Annotated in this window: 17 protein-coding genes; 10 read left to right on the top strand and 7 right to left on the bottom strand. The window is 63.3% G+C overall.

The genetic code is table 11. The features are described from left to right. Positions 1 to 64: 64 nt before the first annotated feature. Together frr and pyrH are read right to left on the bottom strand one after the other, a co-directional pair. The gene (frr, locus tag PVW27_RS07895; protein ID WP_274556641.1) at positions 65 to 631 is read right to left on the bottom strand and encodes a ribosome recycling factor; all 567 of its coding nucleotides are present in this window, start codon (positions 629 to 631) and stop codon (positions 65 to 67) included. 57 nt (positions 632 to 688) lie between these two features. Beyond that, complete coding sequence (gene pyrH, locus PVW27_RS07890) at positions 689 to 1438, bottom strand: UMP kinase (RefSeq protein WP_274556639.1); 750 nt, start codon at positions 1436 to 1438, stop codon at positions 689 to 691. A 114-nt stretch (positions 1439 to 1552) separates the two neighbouring features. Between pyrH and miaA the strand changes: the two genes are divergently transcribed. From miaA to PVW27_RS07855, 7 genes are all read left to right on the top strand, one after another. Beyond that, positions 1553 to 2440 (top strand): tRNA (adenosine(37)-N6)-dimethylallyltransferase MiaA, encoded by an 888-nt coding sequence (gene miaA, locus PVW27_RS07885; RefSeq protein WP_274556637.1) that lies wholly within the window; start codon positions 1553 to 1555, stop codon positions 2438 to 2440. A 99-nt stretch (positions 2441 to 2539) separates the two neighbouring features. Then, positions 2540 to 3457, top strand: a complete 918-nt coding sequence (locus PVW27_RS07880; RefSeq protein ID WP_274556635.1) for a helix-turn-helix transcriptional regulator — start codon at positions 2540 to 2542, stop codon at positions 3455 to 3457. Between the two features lie 242 nt (positions 3458 to 3699). After that, positions 3700 to 5361 (top strand): ABC transporter substrate-binding protein, encoded by a 1662-nt coding sequence (locus tag PVW27_RS07875; RefSeq protein WP_274556633.1) that lies wholly within the window; start codon positions 3700 to 3702, stop codon positions 5359 to 5361. Between the two features lie 140 nt (positions 5362 to 5501). After that, a complete protein-coding gene (locus tag PVW27_RS07870) occupies positions 5502 to 6554 on the top strand; it encodes an ABC transporter permease (protein WP_274556630.1) in 1053 nt (350 codons plus the stop codon). An 11-nt stretch (positions 6555 to 6565) separates the two neighbouring features. Next, a complete protein-coding gene (locus PVW27_RS07865; RefSeq protein WP_274556628.1) occupies positions 6566 to 7741 on the top strand; it encodes an ABC transporter permease in 1176 nt (391 codons plus the stop codon). Between the two features lie 77 nt (positions 7742 to 7818). Next, the gene (locus PVW27_RS07860) at positions 7819 to 9903 is read left to right on the top strand and encodes a dipeptide ABC transporter ATP-binding protein (RefSeq protein ID WP_274556626.1); all 2085 of its coding nucleotides are present in this window, start codon (positions 7819 to 7821) and stop codon (positions 9901 to 9903) included. Between the two features lies 1 nt (position 9904). After that, a complete protein-coding gene (locus PVW27_RS07855) occupies positions 9905 to 10258 on the top strand; it encodes an antibiotic biosynthesis monooxygenase family protein (protein WP_274556625.1) in 354 nt (117 codons plus the stop codon). On the opposite strand, the gene PVW27_RS07850 is transcribed toward PVW27_RS07855, so the two are convergent. Beyond that, positions 10255 to 10848, bottom strand: coding sequence for a lytic transglycosylase domain-containing protein (locus PVW27_RS07850; protein ID WP_274556624.1), 594 nt, complete (start codon positions 10846 to 10848; stop codon positions 10255 to 10257). The genes PVW27_RS07855 and PVW27_RS07850 overlap by 4 nt on opposite strands. Before the next feature lie 211 nt (positions 10849 to 11059). Here PVW27_RS07850 and ssb point away from each other — a divergent pair, with 211 nt between their 5' ends. From ssb to typA, 3 genes are all read left to right on the top strand, one after another. Next, complete coding sequence (gene ssb, locus PVW27_RS07845; protein WP_274556623.1) at positions 11060 to 11590, top strand: single-stranded DNA-binding protein; 531 nt, start codon at positions 11060 to 11062, stop codon at positions 11588 to 11590. Between the two features lie 58 nt (positions 11591 to 11648). After that, positions 11649 to 12737, top strand: coding sequence for a site-2 protease family protein (locus PVW27_RS07840; RefSeq protein ID WP_274556621.1), 1089 nt, complete (start codon positions 11649 to 11651; stop codon positions 12735 to 12737). A 124-nt stretch (positions 12738 to 12861) separates the two neighbouring features. After that, positions 12862 to 14682 (top strand): translational GTPase TypA, encoded by a 1821-nt coding sequence (gene typA, locus PVW27_RS07835; RefSeq protein ID WP_274556620.1) that lies wholly within the window; start codon positions 12862 to 12864, stop codon positions 14680 to 14682. A 10-nt stretch (positions 14683 to 14692) separates the two neighbouring features. On the opposite strand, the gene PVW27_RS07830 is transcribed toward typA, so the two are convergent. The 4 genes from PVW27_RS07830 to alaS all read right to left on the bottom strand — a co-directional run bounded on the left by PVW27_RS07830 (position 14693) and on the right by alaS (position 18578). Next, a complete protein-coding gene (locus tag PVW27_RS07830) occupies positions 14693 to 15244 on the bottom strand; it encodes a histidine phosphatase family protein (protein ID WP_274556618.1) in 552 nt (183 codons plus the stop codon). Positions 15245 to 15315: 71 nt separating this feature from the next. Next, positions 15316 to 15603, bottom strand: coding sequence for a DUF1330 domain-containing protein (locus PVW27_RS07825; protein WP_274556616.1), 288 nt, complete (start codon positions 15601 to 15603; stop codon positions 15316 to 15318). A gap of 16 nt (positions 15604 to 15619) precedes the next feature. Continuing rightward, on the bottom strand, positions 15620 to 15904 hold the full coding sequence (locus PVW27_RS07820; protein ID WP_274556614.1) for a DUF1330 domain-containing protein: 285 nt from the start codon (positions 15902 to 15904) through the stop codon (positions 15620 to 15622). Positions 15905 to 15917: 13 nt separating this feature from the next. Further along, entirely contained in the window at positions 15918 to 18578 is a 2661-nt protein-coding gene (gene alaS / locus PVW27_RS07815) for an alanine--tRNA ligase (protein ID WP_274556612.1), read from the bottom strand. Positions 18579 to 18705 lie beyond the last annotated feature (127 nt).

The following is an 18705-nucleotide window of genomic DNA, read 5'->3' as shown; positions in this document are numbered from 1 at the left end:
CGGCTGGGCTGTCAGAGATCTGGCGCGCCATGACTGGCTTTCCTTTCGGCGAAACGGCAGGTCGTCAGACCTGCATGATCTCGGCCTGTTTGCCTTCCAGGGCGGCGTCCACCATCTTGGTGTACTTGTCCGTCAATTCCTGCACGCTTGTTTCCCAGAACTTCTGGTCATCTTCCGACATGCCTTTGGTCTTGGCCCTCTTGATCTGGTCCATCCCGTCGCGCCGGACATTGCGCACGGCGACGCGGGCATGTTCGGCATATTGGGCGGCGACGCGGGTCAGATCGCGGCGGCGCTCTTCGTTCAACTCGGGGATCGGCAGCATGATGATCGTGCCGTTCAATTGCGGATTGATGCCCAGCCCGCTGTTGCGGATCGCTTTTTCCACGGCACCGACCATCGACTTGTCCCAGACGTTCACCGTCACCATGCGCGGTTCGGGAACGTTGATCGTGCCCACCTGGTTGATCGGGGTCCGCTGGCCATAGGCTTCGACCATCACAGGTTCCAGCATCGAGGCCGAGGCGCGGCCCGTGCGCAATGACGCGAATTCGGTCTTCAACGCCGCCATGGCCCCTTCCATCCGCCGCTCCAGGTCATCGGTATCAATCTCGAAATCTTCGTCGGACATCGTGCTGCACTTCCCTCATTCCGTCTCCCGCATAGGCGGGTTTTGCTCACATTACTCTCAACCGTGGACGGTTGTATAGGTGCCCTTGCCCGCCAGGATGCCCTTGAACCCGCCCGGCTCGTCCAACGAGAAGACGATGATCGGCAGGTTGTTGTCGCGGGCCAAAGCGATGGCGCTGGCATCCATCACGCCCAGATGCTGCGCCAGAACCTCGTCATAGGTGACGCGGGAATAGCGTTTGGCATCGGCATGTTTCTTGGGGTCCTTGTCATAGACGCCGTCCACCTTGGTGCCCTTGAAGATCGCCTCGCAGGCCATTTCATTGGCCCGCAGGGTCGCGGCCGTGTCGGTGGTGAAATAGGGATTGCCCGTGCCTGCCGCAAAGATCACGACGCGCTTTTTCTCAAGATGGCGCACCGCACGGCGGCGAATATACGGCTCGCAGACCTGATCCATCGGGATGGCGCTGATCACGCGGGTATGGATGTTCAACGCCTCAAGGGACGACTGCATCGCCAGCGCGTTCATCACCGTGGCCAGCATCCCCATGTAATCCGCCGTCGTGCGCTCCATCCCCTGCGCGCTGCCCTGAAGGCCGCGAAAGATGTTGCCGCCGCCGATCACCATGCAGATCTCGACGCCCAGATCATGAACCGACTTGACCTCCTGCGCGATGCGCTGAACCGTGGGCGGGTGCAGGCCAAAGCCCTGGTCGCCCATCAGCGCCTCGCCCGAAATCTTCAGCATCACACGGCGAAACTTGGTCTGCGCCTGCGGCGAGGTATGCGTGTCGTCGTCGTTGGGCATGGGGGCTCCGTTCCGGGTTGGCTGATCGGGCGCAAAATGTCGTAAAACGCGGACGGGTTCAATCCGCGAAGCGCCACCTTTGCGATTTGTCCCGTTTGCTCTATCAGGCGGGGCATGAGAATGCCCGACCTGACCCAGCTTCCCTCCAACCGTCCTGTGCTGATCGCGGGCCCCACCGCCAGCGGCAAATCCGCCCTGGCCCTGCGGATCGCCGAGGCGCAGGGCGGCGTGATCGTGAATGCCGATGCGATACAGGTCTTTGCCAATTGGCGTGTGCTGACCGCGCGCCCCTCCGCGCAGGATGAGGCGCGAGTGCCGCATCTGCTTTATGGGCATGTGGCGGGCGATGCGCCCTATTCCGTGGGCCACTGGCTGCGCGAGGTGGCGCCTGTGCTGCGCTCGGGGCCGCGTCCCATCATCGTCGGGGGCACCGGCCTCTATTTCACCGCATTAACCGAAGGACTGGCCGAGATCCCCACCCTGCCCGACCATGTGCGCCCCGAGGCCACGGCACGGCTGCGCGCGGGCGGGATCGGGGCGCTTCTGGCGGATCTTGATGAGGCGACGCTGGCGCGGATCGACCGGCAGAACCCGATGCGTGTCCAGCGCGCATGGGAGGTGTGGCATGGCACGGGCCGCGGTCTGGCAGAGTGGCAGGACGCGACGCCGCCCCCCCTTTTGCCGCTGTCCGATACCGTCCCGATCCTTGTGGATGCACCGAAAGACTGGCTCAACGCCCGAATCGCGGGCCGTTTCGCCGCGATGCTGGCCGAGGGCGCGCTGGAGGAGGCACGCGCCAATCTGACCAGCTGGAACCCGGATCATCTGTCATCCAAGGCCATCGGTGCGCCCGAACTGATCGCCCATCTGCAAGGACGCATGACACTTGCCGCCGCGCAAGAGGCCGCGACCATCGCCACGCGGCAATTCGCCAAGCGGCAACGCACATGGTTCAGGGCGCGGATGCGCGACTGGCCGGTCTATCGGCCAGAAAGCGCCTGACCCTTGCAAACTTGTCTTTTTTCAACAAAGCCTCTGCTATAGGGTTCTGGCACAGGTCAGGTTTTCCCCCTGTCCAGCCAAGACACGGAGCACGACCCCATGCAGGCCAGCGCGGCACGAATGGATCAGAATGCGACTTTTTCCGCGGGCCGCTCTGCCCCGGTGACGGGCGGTGTCCGGATCGGCAGCATCGCCCAGATGGCGCGCGGCGCGTCCTGGCGGCTGGAACATCTGCACAGTCTTGATTATCCGATCCTGCTCTGGATCACGCGCGGTCAGGGCCGGATGATCCTGCAAGGGCTGCGCAGCGGCATCGGCACCCATAACGCGGTCTTTGTGCCCGCAGGCACATTGCTGGCGCTGGATCTGGGCAAGCAGGGATTCGGTCTGGCGGCGCATCTGTCAGCCCGTGGCCCGGACGGGCGTGATCTGGGCCTGCCGGAAGAACCGCAGCATCTGCGGATCCGGGATGTGCAGGCGCAGGCCGAGATCTCGGGTATCCTTGACGTGATGCAGCGCGAACAGACCGCGCAACGCCCCTATGCGGACGAGGCGATGCGCGCCCATTCGATGCTCCTGTCTGTCTGGCTGCGCCGCCAGATGATGGAACATGCCGATGAAGGTCCCCGGATCCCGGCGGCGCATCGTCTGGTGCAGGCCTATTGCGCGATGGTGGCTCGGGACTACGCCACGCCCAAGCTGATGGGCGACTACGCGACCGAACTGGGCGTCACACCTACCCATCTGACCCGCTCGTGCCGCGAGGCGTCGGGGTTGACGGCGGCGGATATCCTGACCCAGCGCAGCCTTTATGCGGCGCGCGACATGATCGAGACGACGAACCGTCCGCTACAGGATATCGGCCAGAGTCTCAATTTCTCGAGCCCGGCCTATTTCTCGCGTTTCGTGCAGCACCACACAGGGCAATCCCCCAGCATGTTGCGCCGCAGCGCGCAGCGCGAGGGCACGCCAGCCCGGACGGTCCAGCCCGCGGCGCTGCGCAGCCAGGAATCCTGAAATCCACGTGAGCATCCCGTTTAAGGCTTGCCAGCGACATCGATGTCGTTTCTGTTAGAGGGCGATGTCGCTTTCCGCTCACAGAATGACGAATGCGTGCGTTGACGCGATGGTCAATCTGGTGCCGAATGCCCGCAAGGATGAGGGGCGTAAGGGGCCGGTGCGCTGCGACAGTGTCGCAGGCCTGCAGGCAGCGACCGATCAACCTTCAAGAAGCACAAACTCGTGACAGGGAGTTCGAGATGAAACATACGACCTTCAAAGGCAAGCCCGTCCACAAGGCCGCCTTGATGTATGCCGAAGAGTTCAAGGCGGGCAAGCTCAGCCGCCGGGAATTCCTGGCCCGCACCACCAGCCTTGGCGTGGCCGCCGCCACGGCCTATGCGCTGGGTGGGCTGAACATGCCGGCAAAGGCACAGGCGACCCCCGCGCAGGGCGGCACGATCAAGTGCCAGATGAGCCTGCGAGCCCTCAAGGACACCCGCACCGCCGACTGGTCGGAAATCGCCAACGTGACACGTGGCACGCTGGAATATCTGGTGGAATACAACAGTGACGGCAGCTTCCGCGGCATGTTGCTGGATAGCTGGGAAACCAACGACAACGCGACCGAATATACGCTCAAGGTCCGTCCCGGCGTGACCTGGAACAACGGTGACGCCTTCACCGCCGAAGACGTGGCGCGCAACATCGCACGCTGGTGCGAGCGTGATGTCGAAGGCAACTCGATGGCGGCGCGCGTCGGCGGTCTGATCGACGACGCCACCGGCAAGGCGCGCGACGGCGCGATCGAGGTTGTCGATGACATGACGGTCAAGCTGAACCTCTCCACCCCTGATATCGCCGTGATCGCCAACTTCTCGGACTATCCGGCCGCAATCGTGCACAGTTCCTACAACCCCGATCAGTTGCAGAATGTGGGCACCGGCCCCTTCATCATCGAAGAACTGGAAGTGGGCGTCAAAGCTGTCCTGGTGCGCAATGCCGACCACAGCTGGTGGGGCACCGATGTCTATGGCGGGCCCTATGTGGACCGGATCGAATATATCGACCTGGGCACAGACAGCGCCGCATGGCTGGCCGCGATCGAATCCGGTGAGGTGGACATGCTGCACGAATCCGTGGGCGAGTTCATCGAGATCATGGACGGTCTGGGCCTTGTGAAGTCCGAGGTCGTGACCGGCGCCACCGTGGTGATCCGGCCCAACCAGCTGGCCGAGGTGAACGGCGTGAAACCCTATGCCGACAAGCGCGTGCGCCAGGCCATCAACATGGCGGTGAACAACGCGGTCTGTCTGGAGCTGGGCTATGGCAACCTTGGCGTTGTCGCCGAAAACCACCATGTCGCACCCGTTCATCCCGAATATGCCGAACTGCCCCCCATGAAGCACGACCCCGCCGCCGCCAAGGCGCTGCTGGACGAAACCGACATGGCGGATTTCGAGCATGAGATCATCTCGCTGGATGACGACTGGATGCGCAACACCTGCGACGCGGTAGGGGCGCAGCTGCGCGACGCCGGGTTCAACGTGAAGCGGACGATCCTGCCCGGATCGACCTTCTGGAACGACTGGACCAAATATCCGTTCAGCGCGACCAACTGGAACCATCGTCCGCTGGGCGTGCAGATCTACGCGGTCGCCTATCGCTCGGGCGAAGCGTGGAACGAATTCGGCTGGTCCAACCCCGAATTCGATGCCCTGCTGGAAGAAGCACTGGCCATTGCCGACGCCGACAAGCGCCGGGAGGTCAGCGCCAAGATGCAGGCCCTCGTGCAGGAGGAAGGTGTGACGATCCAGCCCTATTGGCGCTCGCTCTATCGCCACATGCGCGAAGGTCTGGTGGGCACCGACATGCACATCGCCTTCGAGCATCATCACTACAAATGGGGCCTTTCGGCCTGATCCACGGATCGGAGGGCCGCGCCTGTCACAGGGCGCGGCCTCTCTCGCGGACCGGCGACGCGCCGTGTTCGTGCTGTTTTGACGAACGATAAGGACAGGTCACCAAGACCTGCCACAGCCTGACCGACAGGGGGCACTGCATGGGCCTGTTCATCTTGCGCCGGCTGGGGGTGATGATCCTCACGGCGATCTTCCTGACTTTCATCGTCTTTTTTATGACGAACCTTTATCCGAACCTTGAAAAGCTGGCCAAGACCCAGGGCAACTTCCGCATGAGCGATGCCGAGGTGACCAGCTATCTGGGCCAGAATGGCTATCTGCAACCGATGCCGGTGAAATACGGGCAATGGCTGGGCGTCTTGCCGGGCTGGACGGTCGAGGTGTCCGGCGGAATGCGCGGGCGCTGCGTGACCGGAACGGTGACCGCCGAGGCATTGGCCGAAGCGCCCACCTTCTGCGGCATCCTGCAGGGCTATTGGGGCACTTCCACCGTCTTCAAGACAGAGGTGGGCGAGATCATCGCCACCCGGCTGGGTCTGACTGCCAAGCTGATGTTCTGGGTGATGGTGCTGATGGTGCCCTCGGCGCTGCTGCTGGGCGTTCTGGCGGGGATGCGGGAAGGGTCACGGACCGACCGGACCCTCTCGACCTTCGCGATCACCACCACCGCCACGCCGGAATATGTCTCGGGCGTGATCCTGATCGCGGTTTTTGCCTCGTCAGCGGTGGGCCTGAAATGGTTCAACGGCACGGCCACGGGCGCGATGGAGGATGCGAGTTTCAACAACTTCTTCCTGCCGGTGCTGACCATCGCGCTCTATGGCATGGGCTATATCGCGCGGATGACCCGCGCCTCGATGGCCGAGGTGATGACCGCACAATATATCCGCACCGCCCGCCTCAAGGGCGTGAAGTTCAGCGACATCGTGATCCGCCACGCGCTGCGCAACGCGCTGATCGCGCCCTTCACCGTGATCATGCTGCAATTTCCCTGGCTGCTGAACGGCGTCGTGATCGTCGAGACGCTGTTCAACTACAAAGGTTTCGGCTGGGTGCTGGTGCAGGCGGCCGGCAACAATGACATCGAATTGCTGCTGGGCGTTTCGGTCGTTTCCGTGATCGTGGTTCTGGTGACGCAGCTGATCTCGGATATCGGCTATGTCTATCTGAACCCGCGTATCAATATCAGTTAAAGGACAGGCACATGGACCCTCTCGGCTGGGGCGAGATCATCACCCGCATCCTGATCCAGTTCATCCCTGTCTGGATCGCACTGGGGCTGACCTTTGCCGTCTCGGTCACCTTCAAACGCAGGCTGGGGCTTTACGGCAAGCTGTTCGACAGCGTGATCGGCATGTTCGGTTTTGCTCTGGTGATGTTCTGGGTCTTCACCGGCATTTTCGGCGGTGGTTTCGGCTGGATCGTGACGCATGACGTGCTGACGCAGATCTCGGGTTTGAAGAACAAGGAACCGGGGATTCCGGTCCCGGATGCCGAGGCGCTGGGGCTATACCCCTATTACCTGATGGGCGGCGACAATCTGGCACGCGACGTGTTCAGCCGGATGATCGTCGGTGCCTGGGAGGTGATGAAGATCGCCCCCTTCGCCACGCTCTTCGCCTTCATGGTGGGCATTACGCTGGGCCTGCCTGCGGGCTATTACGGCGGGCGTCTGGACACGTTCCTGTCCTTTCTGGCGAACCTGATCCTCGCCTTCCCGGTGATCCTGCTGTTCTATCTGCTTGTGACGCCAGAGATCGTGCTGACGGGCATTCCCGTCTACATGGCGGGGGTGCTGTTCCTGTTCCCGATCATCTTCCTGACGATCCTGTTCAACTCCCGCTTCTTCACGCAGCCGTCCAAGCGCAACATCTATGTCGCCTTGACCCTGGCCATCGGGTTCTGGGTCTATCTGGGCATCGCATGGGATGCCGACCCCCTGGGGCTGATCAGCTTTCCGCCGAACCTGCTGGTGGTCTTTGTGGCGGTGGTCTTCGTCAACTCGCCCACCGTGTTCCGCATCGTGCGGGGCTTGGCGATGGACATCAAAACCCGCGACTATGTGGCGGCGGCCCAGACCCGTGGCGAGGGGCCGTGGTATATCATGCTGTGGGAGATCCTGCCCAATGCGCGCGGGCCGCTGATCGTCGATTTCTGCCTGCGTATCGGCTATACCTCGATCCTTCTGGGGACGCTAGGCTTCTTCGGTCTGGGCCTCAGCCCCGAAAGCCCGGATTGGGGGTCGACCATCAACGAGGGGCGCAAGCTTCTGTCGATCTATCTGCATCCGGCCCTGCCGCCTGCGATGGCGCTGCTCAGCCTTGTGCTGGGGCTGAACCTGCTGGCGGACGGCCTGCGCGAGGAAAGCCTGCGCGATTGAGAACAGGTGGAGCGGGGCGCCGCCCCGCACCCCGGAGTATTTACGGCAAGATGAAACGACGCAACGGGAGTTGAGCGATGGCGAAATGGGATCATGACGGGCCGATCCTCGAGATCGACAAGCTGTCGATTTCCTTTTTCACACGGCTGCGCGAAATCCCGGCGGTGATGGATTTTTCCGTCACCGTGCAACCCGGCGAGGCCGTGGGTCTGGTGGGTGAAAGCGGCTGCGGCAAATCCACCGTGGCGCTGGGCGTGATGCAGGATCTGGGTGTTAACGGGCGCATCGTCGGCGGGTCGATCAAGTTCAAGGGCCGCGATCTGGGGAAGATGTCGGCGGAAGAGCTGCGCGACATCCGCGGCAATGAGATCGCGATGATCTATCAGGAGCCGATGGCCAGCCTGAATCCCGCCATGCGCATCGGCAAGCAGTTGATGGAAGTGCCGATGATCCACGAGAAGATCTCGGAATCCGAGGCCGAGGCGCGTGCCCTGCAGGTGATCCGCGATGTGAAACTGCCTGACCCCGCGCGGATCATGCGGGCCTATCCGCATCAGCTGTCGGGCGGGCAGCAGCAGCGGATCGTCATCGCCATGGCGCTGATGTCCAAGCCCGCGCTTCTGATCCTCGACGAGCCGACCACCGCGCTGGATGTGACGGTCGAGGCGGCGATTGTCGAACTGGTCAAGGATCTGGGCAAGAAATACGGCACCTCGATGCTGTTCATCAGCCATAACCTTGGGCTGGTGCTGGAAACCTGTGACCGGATCTGCGTGATGTATTCCGGCGAGGCGGTGGAACGCGGCAGCATCACCGACGTTTTCGACAAGATGCGCCACCCCTATACGCAGGCGCTGTTCCGGTCGATTCCGCTGCCGGGCGCGGACAAGAACGCAAGCCCCCTGATCGCCATTCCGGGCAACTTCCCCCTGCCGCATGAACGCCCCGAGGGCTGCAATTTCGGGCCGCGCTGCAATTACTTCGAGGCCGGGCGCTGCGATCAGGGCTATATCTCGATGGCTCCCGTCGATGCGGCGGCCACGCATGAGACGCGCTGCCTGCGGTTCGACGAGATCGACTGGGCGGCCCCGCCCGCGAAAGCCGAGGTCAAGCAGAAGGGCGAGATCGGCAAGGTCGTTCTCAAGATGGAGAACCTGAAGAAATACTATCAGGTGTCCGCCAGCAAACTGTTCGGCGGTGGCGAGATGAAAGTGGTCAAGGCCAACGAGACCCTGTCATTCGAGGCCCGCGAAAGCGAGACTTTGGCCATTGTGGGCGAATCCGGCTGTGGCAAGTCCACCTTCGCCAAGGTGCTGATGGGGCTTGAGACTGCGACGGATGGGCAGATCCTTCTGGACAATCGCAGTATCGGCGATGTCCCGATCCAGAACCGCGACACCAAGACAGTGGCGGATGTGCAGATGGTCTTCCAGAACCCGTTCGACACGCTCAACCCCTCGATGACCGTGGGGCGACAGATCATCCGCGCGCTGGAGATCTTCGGCGTGGGATCCTCCGAGGCGGAACGGCGGGACCGCATGCTGGAACTGCTGGATCTGGTGAAGCTGCCCCGTGCCTTTGCCGACCGGATGCCGCGCCAGTTGTCGGGCGGGCAGAAACAGCGCGTCGGGATCGCCCGCGCCTTTGCCGGGGACGCGCGGATCGTGGTGGCGGATGAGCCGGTCTCGGCGCTGGACGTGTCGGTGCAGGCTGCCGTGACCGACCTCTTGATGGAAATCCAGCGTCAGCACAAGACGACGCTTCTCTTCATCAGCCATGACCTGTCCATCGTGCGCTACCTCAGCGACCGCGTGATGGTGATGTATCTGGGCCATGTGGTGGAACTGGGCAGCACCGATCAGGTCTTCAGCCCGCCCTATCACCCCTATACCGAGGCGCTTTTGTCCGCCGTGCCCATCGCCGATACGCGCGTGCAGAAGAAACATATCGTGCTGGAGGGGGATATTCCCTCGGCCATGAACCCGCCGCCCGGCTGCCCGTTCCAGACCCGCTGCGGGTGGAAGTCCAAGGTGCCGGGGGGATTGTGCGAGCGTGAAGTGCCGCCCGTGCGCCATCTGGCCGAGGGGCATCAGATCAAATGCCACCTGTCGGATGCGGAACTTGCCACGATGGAACCGGTGATCCAGATTGCCGCCGAATGACATGACCCCGGATTTTGCCCCCCTGCCCCAACCGCCCTATTATGCGGTGATCTTCACGGCACAGCGCGCGGATGGGGATCGCGGATACGCGGCCATGGCCGCGCGGATGAGCGAGATGGCCTTGGCCAGTCCGGGCTGTCTGGGCATGGAGAGCACCCGCAACGAAGACGGCTTCGGCATCACCGTCAGCTATTGGCAGGATGAGGCGTCGATCCTTGCGTGGAAGGCCGATGCGCAGCATCTGGTCGCGCAGCAACTGGGTCAGGATCGTTGGTATACGCATTACAGGCTGCGCGTGGCCAAGGTCGAACGCCACTACAGCGGCCCGGACGGGCGGGCATCGGTGCGCAGTTAGCCGCCGAAGATGACCTTGACGTAGTTCTGCGTCTCGCGGAACGGCGGCACGCCCCCATGTTTCTGCACGGCACCGGGTCCTGCGTTATAGGCGGCGAGGGCCAACCGCCAGTTCCCGAACGCGCGATACTGCTGCATGAGGTAGCGCGCGCCCCCGTCCAGATTCTGATAGGGGTCCAGCGGATCGACCCGCAGGATCCGCGCGGTGTCGGGCATCAGCTGCGCCAGACCCAGTGCCCCCTTGCTGGACACGGCCTTGGGGTTGAAGCCAGACTCCTGCTGCACGAGCTTCAGAAACAGGTCTTCCGGCACACCATGCCGCCGCGCCGCGTCCCGCGCCATCGCCAGATAGGGACCATTATAGCGTCCGGTGAAGGTGGCACCCTCACCCGAGCCCCATTTCGTCGGGGTGTTGACCGAAGGGGGCTGCAGACGGACCGAGGCGTTGTATTGCTGGCTGGCACGTGTATCCAGAACCCGCGTCTGGGACGAGAACAGCTTGACCCGTGACTGACTGGACAGAATCTCCGCCTGCGCGCTACCTGCCGTTGCAATGGCCAGCACGACCACGCCCGTCAAAATCCTGATCATGTCGTCACCGTCCCGAAGGTTTCAGACTGCGACTATATCCGCTTGGGCCGGATATTCCAGTCTTTGTCGCCGCCACCGCTGCCGCGCTGTGGCCTGCTGGGCGGTTTTTCGTTTCTGTCGGGCCTTAGGTCCGTGTTAACCAAGTTGCATCACAAGAGGGGACGTGTTCCACAAGAACACTGGCACAACAGAGATTCGACGGGAGATTGGCATGGCCGGATCGGTGAACAAGGTAATTCTGGTCGGCAATCTGGGGCGCGACCCCGAGGTGCGCACCTTCCAGAACGGCGGCAAGGTCTGCAATCTGCGGATTGCCACGTCCGAGACGTGGAAAGACAAGCAATCCGGTGAACGCAAGGAGCGCACCGAATGGCACAGCGTCGCCATTTTCAACGAGGCATTGGCCGGCGTGGCCGAGCGCTATCTGAAAAAAGGCTCAAAAGTCTATATCGAGGGCAAGCTGCAAACCCGCAAATGGCAGGACCAGAGCGGCGCTGATCGCTACACGACCGAAGTCGTGTTGCAGGGCTTTGATGGCAACCTGACGATGCTGGACAGCCCATCGGGTAGCGGCGGCGGCGGCGGCGCTGGTGGCGGCGGGTCCTATGGTGGTCCCTCGGGTGGCGATTACGGCGGCGATTACGGCGGCGGCTATGACAGCGGCCCATCGCAGGGCGGCGGCGGCGGCGGTGGCGGCGGTCGTGCCCCCTCGCGTGATATCGACGACGAAATCCCGTTCTGATCGGGACGCAGGGCCCGCAACAACGGGCCCTTTCACTGTCTGACGAGAGGTGCGACGCTTGGCCTGGTCTTTCCCCATCGCGCGTCTGTTCGGTTCCGAGTTGCGGGTTCACGCCACGTTTTTCCTGATCCTGATCTGGATCGGCTGGGCCGGCTACGCCCAAGGCGGCCCCGCAGCCGCCGTCGAGAATGTCCTCTTCATCCTCGCTCTCTTTGCCTGTGTCGTGGCCCATGAATATGGGCACGCCCTGACGGCCCGACGCTACGGGATCCGCACGCCGGATATCACGCTGCTGCCGATCGGCGGATTGGCCCGTCTGGAACGCATGCCGGAAAAGCCGTCTCAGGAAATCGCGGTTGCGCTGGCCGGTCCGGCGGTCAATGTCGTGATCTGGGCCGTTCTGATGCTGGCCTTGGGCGGGCGCAGCCTGCCGCTTGACGATATGGTGTCCTCAGGTGGCACGCTCGAGGGCTTTCTGGCGCGGCTGGCCGGTGTGAACTTGTTTCTGGCGGTGTTCAACCTGCTGCCCGCCTTTCCCATGGATGGTGGCCGGGTGCTGCGTGCGGCGCTGGCAACCCGGATGGGTCGCGTCCGGGCCACCGAAATCGCCGCAGGCGCCGGGCGGGTTCTGGCCTTCGGCATGGGTTTTCTGGGCCTGATGTCGGGCAATCCCGTGCTGATCCTGATCGGTGTGTTCATCTTCATCGCCGCCGGGGCCGAGGCGCAGGACGTCTCCATGCGCAGCCTGTCCAAACGCTTTGCCGCCCGCGACGCGATGATCACCACCTATGAGGCCCTGCACCCCGAAGATACGCTGCATGCCGCCGGACAGGCGTTGATCCGCACCACGCAGGCCGAGTTTCCCGTGCTGGACGCGGCCGGGCGGCCCACCGGCCTTCTGACGCGCAACCACATCTTCGCCGCGCTGAACGATCCGGCGGGGCAGATGACCAGTCTGAGCGCCGTCACGCTGGACCCGCTGCCCTGCATCGCGATAACGGCGCCGTTGACGGAACTGCTTGATCTCATGCATCAGCACAATGCAGCCGCGGTTGCTGTCTGCACCGCAGATGGGCGGGCGCTGGGCTATGTCAGTCGCGAGAACCTGGGCGAGTTCATGATCCTGCACAGCCGGGACATGCGCTAAGGGCTGTTGCGTCGCGCCGCAGTGCAGAAAAATGCCACAGGTCGGGACGCTGTTACCCTTTCCATCTGGCCTTTTTGGCAAATGCGATGTAGGCCCCGGCCAAACATCCCCTTAAGGACAGACAATGGACCTGCGAAATATCGCCATCATCGCGCATGTGGACCACGGCAAGACGACGCTGGTGGATGAGCTGCTCAAGCAATCCGGCACCTACCGTGAGAACCAGGCGACAACCGAACGCGCCATGGACAGCAACGATCTGGAACGCGAGCGTGGCATCACCATTCTGGCCAAGAACACTTCGGTCGAATGGAAAGGCACGCGCATCAATATCGTGGACACCCCCGGCCACGCCGATTTCGGCGGCGAGGTGGAGCGGATCCTGTCGATGGTCGATGGTGTCTGCCTTCTGGTCGATGCGGCCGAAGGCCCGATGCCTCAGACGAAATTCGTGACGGCCAAGGCACTTGCGCTGGGCCTGCGCCCCATTGTGGTGCTGAACAAGGTGGACAAGCCGGACGCCGAACCTGACCGCGCGCTGGACGAATGTTTCGACCTTTTCGCCAACCTTGGCGCCAATGACGACCAGCTGGATTTCCCCCATCTCTACGCCTCGGGCCGTTCCGGCTGGGCCGATGCCGATCTGAACGGGCCGCGCAAGGACCTGTCCGCACTGTTCAACCTGATCGTGCGCCATGTGCCTGCGCCCAAGCAGCAAAAGCATGCGGACGAACCCTTCCGCATGCTGGCCACCACGCTGGGCTCTGACCCTTTCGTGGGCCGCCTTCTGACGGGCCGCGTCGAATCGGGCCGCCTCAAGGTCGGTGCCACCGTGCAGGCGCTCTCGCGCATCGGCCAGAAGATCGAACAATTCCGCGTGACCCGCGTGCAGGCCTTCCGCGGCCTCAGCCAGCAGGACATTGACGAGGCCGTGGCCGGTGACATCGTCAGCCTTGCGGGCATGACCAAGGCGACCGTGGCGGACACGATCTGCGCGCTGGCGGTGGATGTGCCCCTGCCCGCCCAGCCGATCGACCCGCCCACGATCACCGTGACCTTCGGCATCAACGACAGCCCCTTGGCGGGCCGCGACGGCAAGAAAGTGCAGTCCCGCGTCATCCGCGAGCGACTGATGAAGGAAGCCGAATCCAACGTCGCCATCAAGGTCACCGACACACCGGGCGGCGAAGCTTTTGAAGTGGCCGGTCGCGGCGAACTCCAGATGGGCGTGCTGATCGAAAACATGCGCCGCGAGGGATTCGAGCTGAGCATCTCGCGCCCGCAGGTTCTGTTCCGTGAAGGCCCCGATGGCGAGCGGCTGGAACCGATCGAGGAAGTCACCATCGACGTGGATGACGAATATTCGGGTGCCGTGATCGAAAAGGTCACCGGTCCCCGTCGCGGCGAACTAGTCGAGATGAAGCCCGCAGGCGTCGGCAAGACCCGCATCATCGCCCATGTCCCCTCGCGTGGTCTGATCGGCTATCACGGCGAGTTCCTGACCGACACGCGCGGCACCGGCGTTCTGAACCGCGTGTTCCACACCTGGGCCCCGCACAAGGGCCCGATTCCGGGCCGTCGCGCAGGCGTTCTGATCTCGATGGAAAACGGCACCTCGGTCGCCTATGCGCTGTGGAACCTCGAAGAGCGGGGCCGCATGTTCATCGGTGCGCAGGCTGATGTCTATCAGGGCATGATCATCGGCGAACACAGCCGCGACAACGATCTGGATGTGAACCCGCTCAAGGGCAAGAAGCTGACCAACGTGCGGGCTTCGGGCACGGACGAGGCTGTGCGCCTGACCACCCCGATCACCATGACGCTGGAGCAGGCCATCGCCTATATCGACGATGACGAACTGGTCGAAGTGACGCCGAACGCGATCCGCCTGCGCAAGCGCTATCTGGACCCGCACGAGCGCAAGCGTCACGCGAAAACCGCCTGATATCAAATGGTCAGGGCGCGATATTCACGCGCCCTGTCACCTCCAGCGTTCCGTCATTTCGCATCCGCGCCACGATGATCTCTCCGGATTGGGGCATGACTCCCGTCAGGGCCGTGATGTTGACCTGATGCGTCACCAGAAGCGCGCGGCTATCGTCCGGCAAGGCGGACAAGGCGTTCAGTGTCTCTGCCGTCTGTGTCAAACGGTCGCCACGTCCCGCGAAGAATGAATTGAGCGATGGGCGGATCTCCAGACGGCCCTGCTCCATCAGACGGGCCGTCTCCTCGGCGCGGCACCATGCACTCGACCAGACAAGATCGAAACGGATGCCCTGCTTTCGCAGCGCCGCACCGATGCGGCGGGCCTGATCCCGGCCGCGCGCATCAAGATTGCGTTGCGTAGCGCAATCGCCAAGCGTGAAGCCCTCCGGATCGCCCCCGCCCGGTGCCAGCGCGTGCCGCATCAGGGCGATGGCCCCCGGTTGCTTGAGGGCATCCCAATCATCGGCCAGCAGAGATGCCGGCAGCAGACAGACAAGACAGACCAACAGACGCAAAAACATCAGCCAAGCTCTCGGTTAGGGTTCCTGCCGAGACCTAGGCCATGGTGGCGCGCGATCCAGTCTGTCGCGCGTTATTCGGTGATCTCAACGATCACCAGGTCGCGTTCGGATGCGCCGCGCGCATGGGCCAGCGCGTCCTGATACTCGGGCGAGTGATAGCAAGCCTCGGCTGCCTCCAGCGACGGGAAGCGCGCCACCACATTGCGCGGGCGTTCTTTCCCTTCAAGCTGCACGAACCGGCCGCCACGGGCGATGAAGACGCCACCGTGCTTGGCGATGGCTGGCCCGGCCAAAGCGGCATAACGGCCATAGGCCTCTGCGTCGGTCACGGTGACATGGGCAATCCACAGAGCGCTCATCGGATATTTTCCTTTCTCAAATGCCGTCCACGATCACCAGATCGCGTGTGCTGCTGCGCAGGGCGATGGGCAAGATCGCCTGATATTCGGGCGAGTGATACCACGCCAGCGCCTGTTCCCGCGTCGGAAAGCTGATCACCACATGCCGATCCGGGCCAGAGCCTTCGACCTGGGTCATGGGGCCACCCTTCACCAGAAAGTTGCCGCCCGCCTTCTCGGCCAAAGCGACGGTCTGGCTGGCATAGGTCTTGTAATCCTCCAGGTCGGTCACTTCGATCCGCGCGATGATATAGGCTGTCATGCTCCGTCCTCCCTCAGGCGCTCAGCAATTTCTCGACCGCTGCGATGGCGGCGGGTGCCTTGGCCGCATCTGTGCCGCCGCCCTGCGCCATATCGGGGCGACCACCGCCCCCCTTGCCGCCCAGTTCCGCCACCGCTGCGCGCACCATCTCGACCGCAGAGATCCGGCCGGTCAGATCTGGCGTCACACCTGCGGCCACGGCGGCCTTGCCATCCGCATCCGCGATCAGCAACACGGCACCCGACCCAAGCCGCTGCTTGTGCTCGTCAATCAGCGAGGGCAGATCCTTGCCCGATACGCCCGACATCACCTGCGCCATGAAGGCGACGCCGTTGATCTCCTTGGCCGCTGCCGCCTGCCCCTGCCCTGCGCCGCCTGCCATCGCCAATTCGCGGCGCAGTTGCGCTACCTCGTTCGAGAGGTTCCGCCTCTCGTCCAGCAACGCGCGCAGACGATCCGCCAGATCGGCGGGTTGCGCCTTCAGCGCCTCGCTCACCTGCGCCAGGCGCTGCGCTTCAAGACGGATATGCTCCATCGCGGCTGCGCCCGTCAAAGCCTCGATCCGGCGCACCCCGGCGCTTGACGCGCTGTCGCCCAGGATCACGCAGGCACCGATATCGCCCGTGCGCGCCACATGCGTGCCACCGCACAGTTCGATCGACCAGACCTTGCCATCATGCCCCTTGCCCGTATCGGCGCGCCCCATCGACACGACCCGCACCTCATCGCCGTATTTCTCGCCAAACAGCGCTTGCGCCCCGATGGCCCGGGCATCGTCCGGCGTCATGATCCGCGTCTCCACCGGACTGTTCTGCCGGATGAAAGCGTTCACCTGCGCACTGACATGGGCCAGTTCATCCGCCGTCAAGGCCTTGGAATGGCTGAAATCAAAGCGCAACCGATCCGGTGCATTCAGCGACCCGCGCTGTGCCACGTGATCGCCCAGCGTCTCGCGCAGCGCCTCATGCAGCAGATGGGTGGCCGAATGATGCGCGCGGATGGCGCTGCGCCGCGCGTGATCCACTTCCAGCGCACCATGGCTGCCCTTGGCGATCTCGCCCTCGACCACTTCGCCGAAATGGATGAACACGCCTGCGGATTTGCGCGTATCCGTGATCCGCACCAGCATGTCCGGCCCCCGCAGATAGCCGGTATCCCCGACCTGCCCGCCGCTTTCGGCGTAGAACGGCGTCTGGTTCATCACGATCTGGACCGCCTCACCCGCCTTGGCGGATTTGACCTCGGCCCCGTCGCGGACCAGAGCCAGCACCTGGCCCTCGGCGATCTCCGTGTCATAGCCCAGAAAATCCGTGGCCCCATGCGCCTCGGCGACATCGAACCAGATCGTCGCATCCGCAGCCTCGCCGCTGCCCGACCAGGCCGCGCGGGCCTTGGCCTTCTGCTCGGCCATGGCGGCGTCGAACCCTGCCGTATCGACGCTGCGCCCCTTTTCACGCAGTGCATCCTGCGTCAGGTCCAGCGGGAAACCGAATGTGTCATAAAGCTTGAACGCCGCCGCGCCCGGCAGCGCCGCATCCTCGGGCAGACCGGCCAGTTCATCATCCAGAAGGCGCAACCCGCGTTCCAGCGTCTGCTTGAAGCGCGTCTCCTCCAGCCGCAACGTCTCCTCGATCAGGGCCTGTGCGCGGGACAATTCGGGATAGGCCGCGCCCATCTGGCGCACCAGCGCGGGCACCAGTTGATGCATCACCGGGTCCTTCGCCCCCAGAAGATGCGCGTGGCGCATCGCCCGGCGCATGATCCGGCGCAGCACATACCCGCGCCCGTCATTCGACGGCATCACCCCATCCGCAATCAGGAACGAGGTCGAGCGCAGGTGATCCGCGATCACACGGTGGTGGGTCTTGCCCGGCCCATCCGGATCGGTCGAGGTGACATTGGCGCTGGCCTCGATCAGGCTCCGGATCAGATCCGTTGCGTAATTGTCATTCGTGCCCTGCAACAGCGCGGCCACCCGCTCGATCCCCATGCCGGTGTCGATGGATTGCGCTGCCAGCTCGCGACGGGAGCCATCCTCGAACTGCTCATACTGCATGAAGACAAGGTTCCAGATCTCGACGAAGCGGTCGCCATCTTCTTCGGGGCTGCCCGGAGGGCCGCCCCAGATGTGATCCCCGTGGTCAAAGAAGATCTCGGTGCAAGGGCCGCAAGGCCCGGTCGGCCCCATCATCCAGAAGTTGTCATTGGTCGGGATGCGGATGATCCGATCGTCAGACAGACCGGCGACCTTCTTCCAGATATTCGCGGCCTCGTCATCGGTATGGTAGACCGTGACCAGAAGACGGTCCTTCGGGATGTCGAACTCCTTGGTCAGAAGCTCCCATGCGAAAGGGATCGCCTCGGTCTTGAAATAATCGCCAAAGCTGAAATTGCCCAGCATTTCAAAGAAAGTATGATGCCGCGCGGTATAGCCGACATTGTCCAGATCGTTATGCTTGCCACCCGCGCGCACGCATTTCTGTGCCGTCGTGGCGCGCTTGTAATCGCGATGCTCGACCCCGGTGAACAGGTTCTTGAACTGCACCATGCCCGAATTGGCGAACATCAACGTGGGATCGTTGCGTGGCACCAAGGGGCTTGAGGGCACGACCTCGTGCCCCTGTTTGGCGAAATAGGTCAGGAAGGTCGATCGGATATCGTTCAACGTGGGCATTGGCGGGCTTTCCGGAAAAGTCACGGGGGTTTGCGCTGATGTAACGGGCACAGGCGCGGCTGTCCACAGGCGCTTGCCGCTACGGCGGTTTCAAATGCAAAAGGCCCGCCATAAGGGGCGGGCCTTG

The sequence above is a fragment of the Seohaeicola sp. 4SK31 genome, from assembly GCF_028802875.1.
GTDB lineage: Bacteria > Pseudomonadota > Alphaproteobacteria > Rhodobacterales > Rhodobacteraceae > Seohaeicola.
Note: the sequence above shows the minus strand (reverse complement) of the source record. Positions and strands in the feature narration are given on the sequence as shown.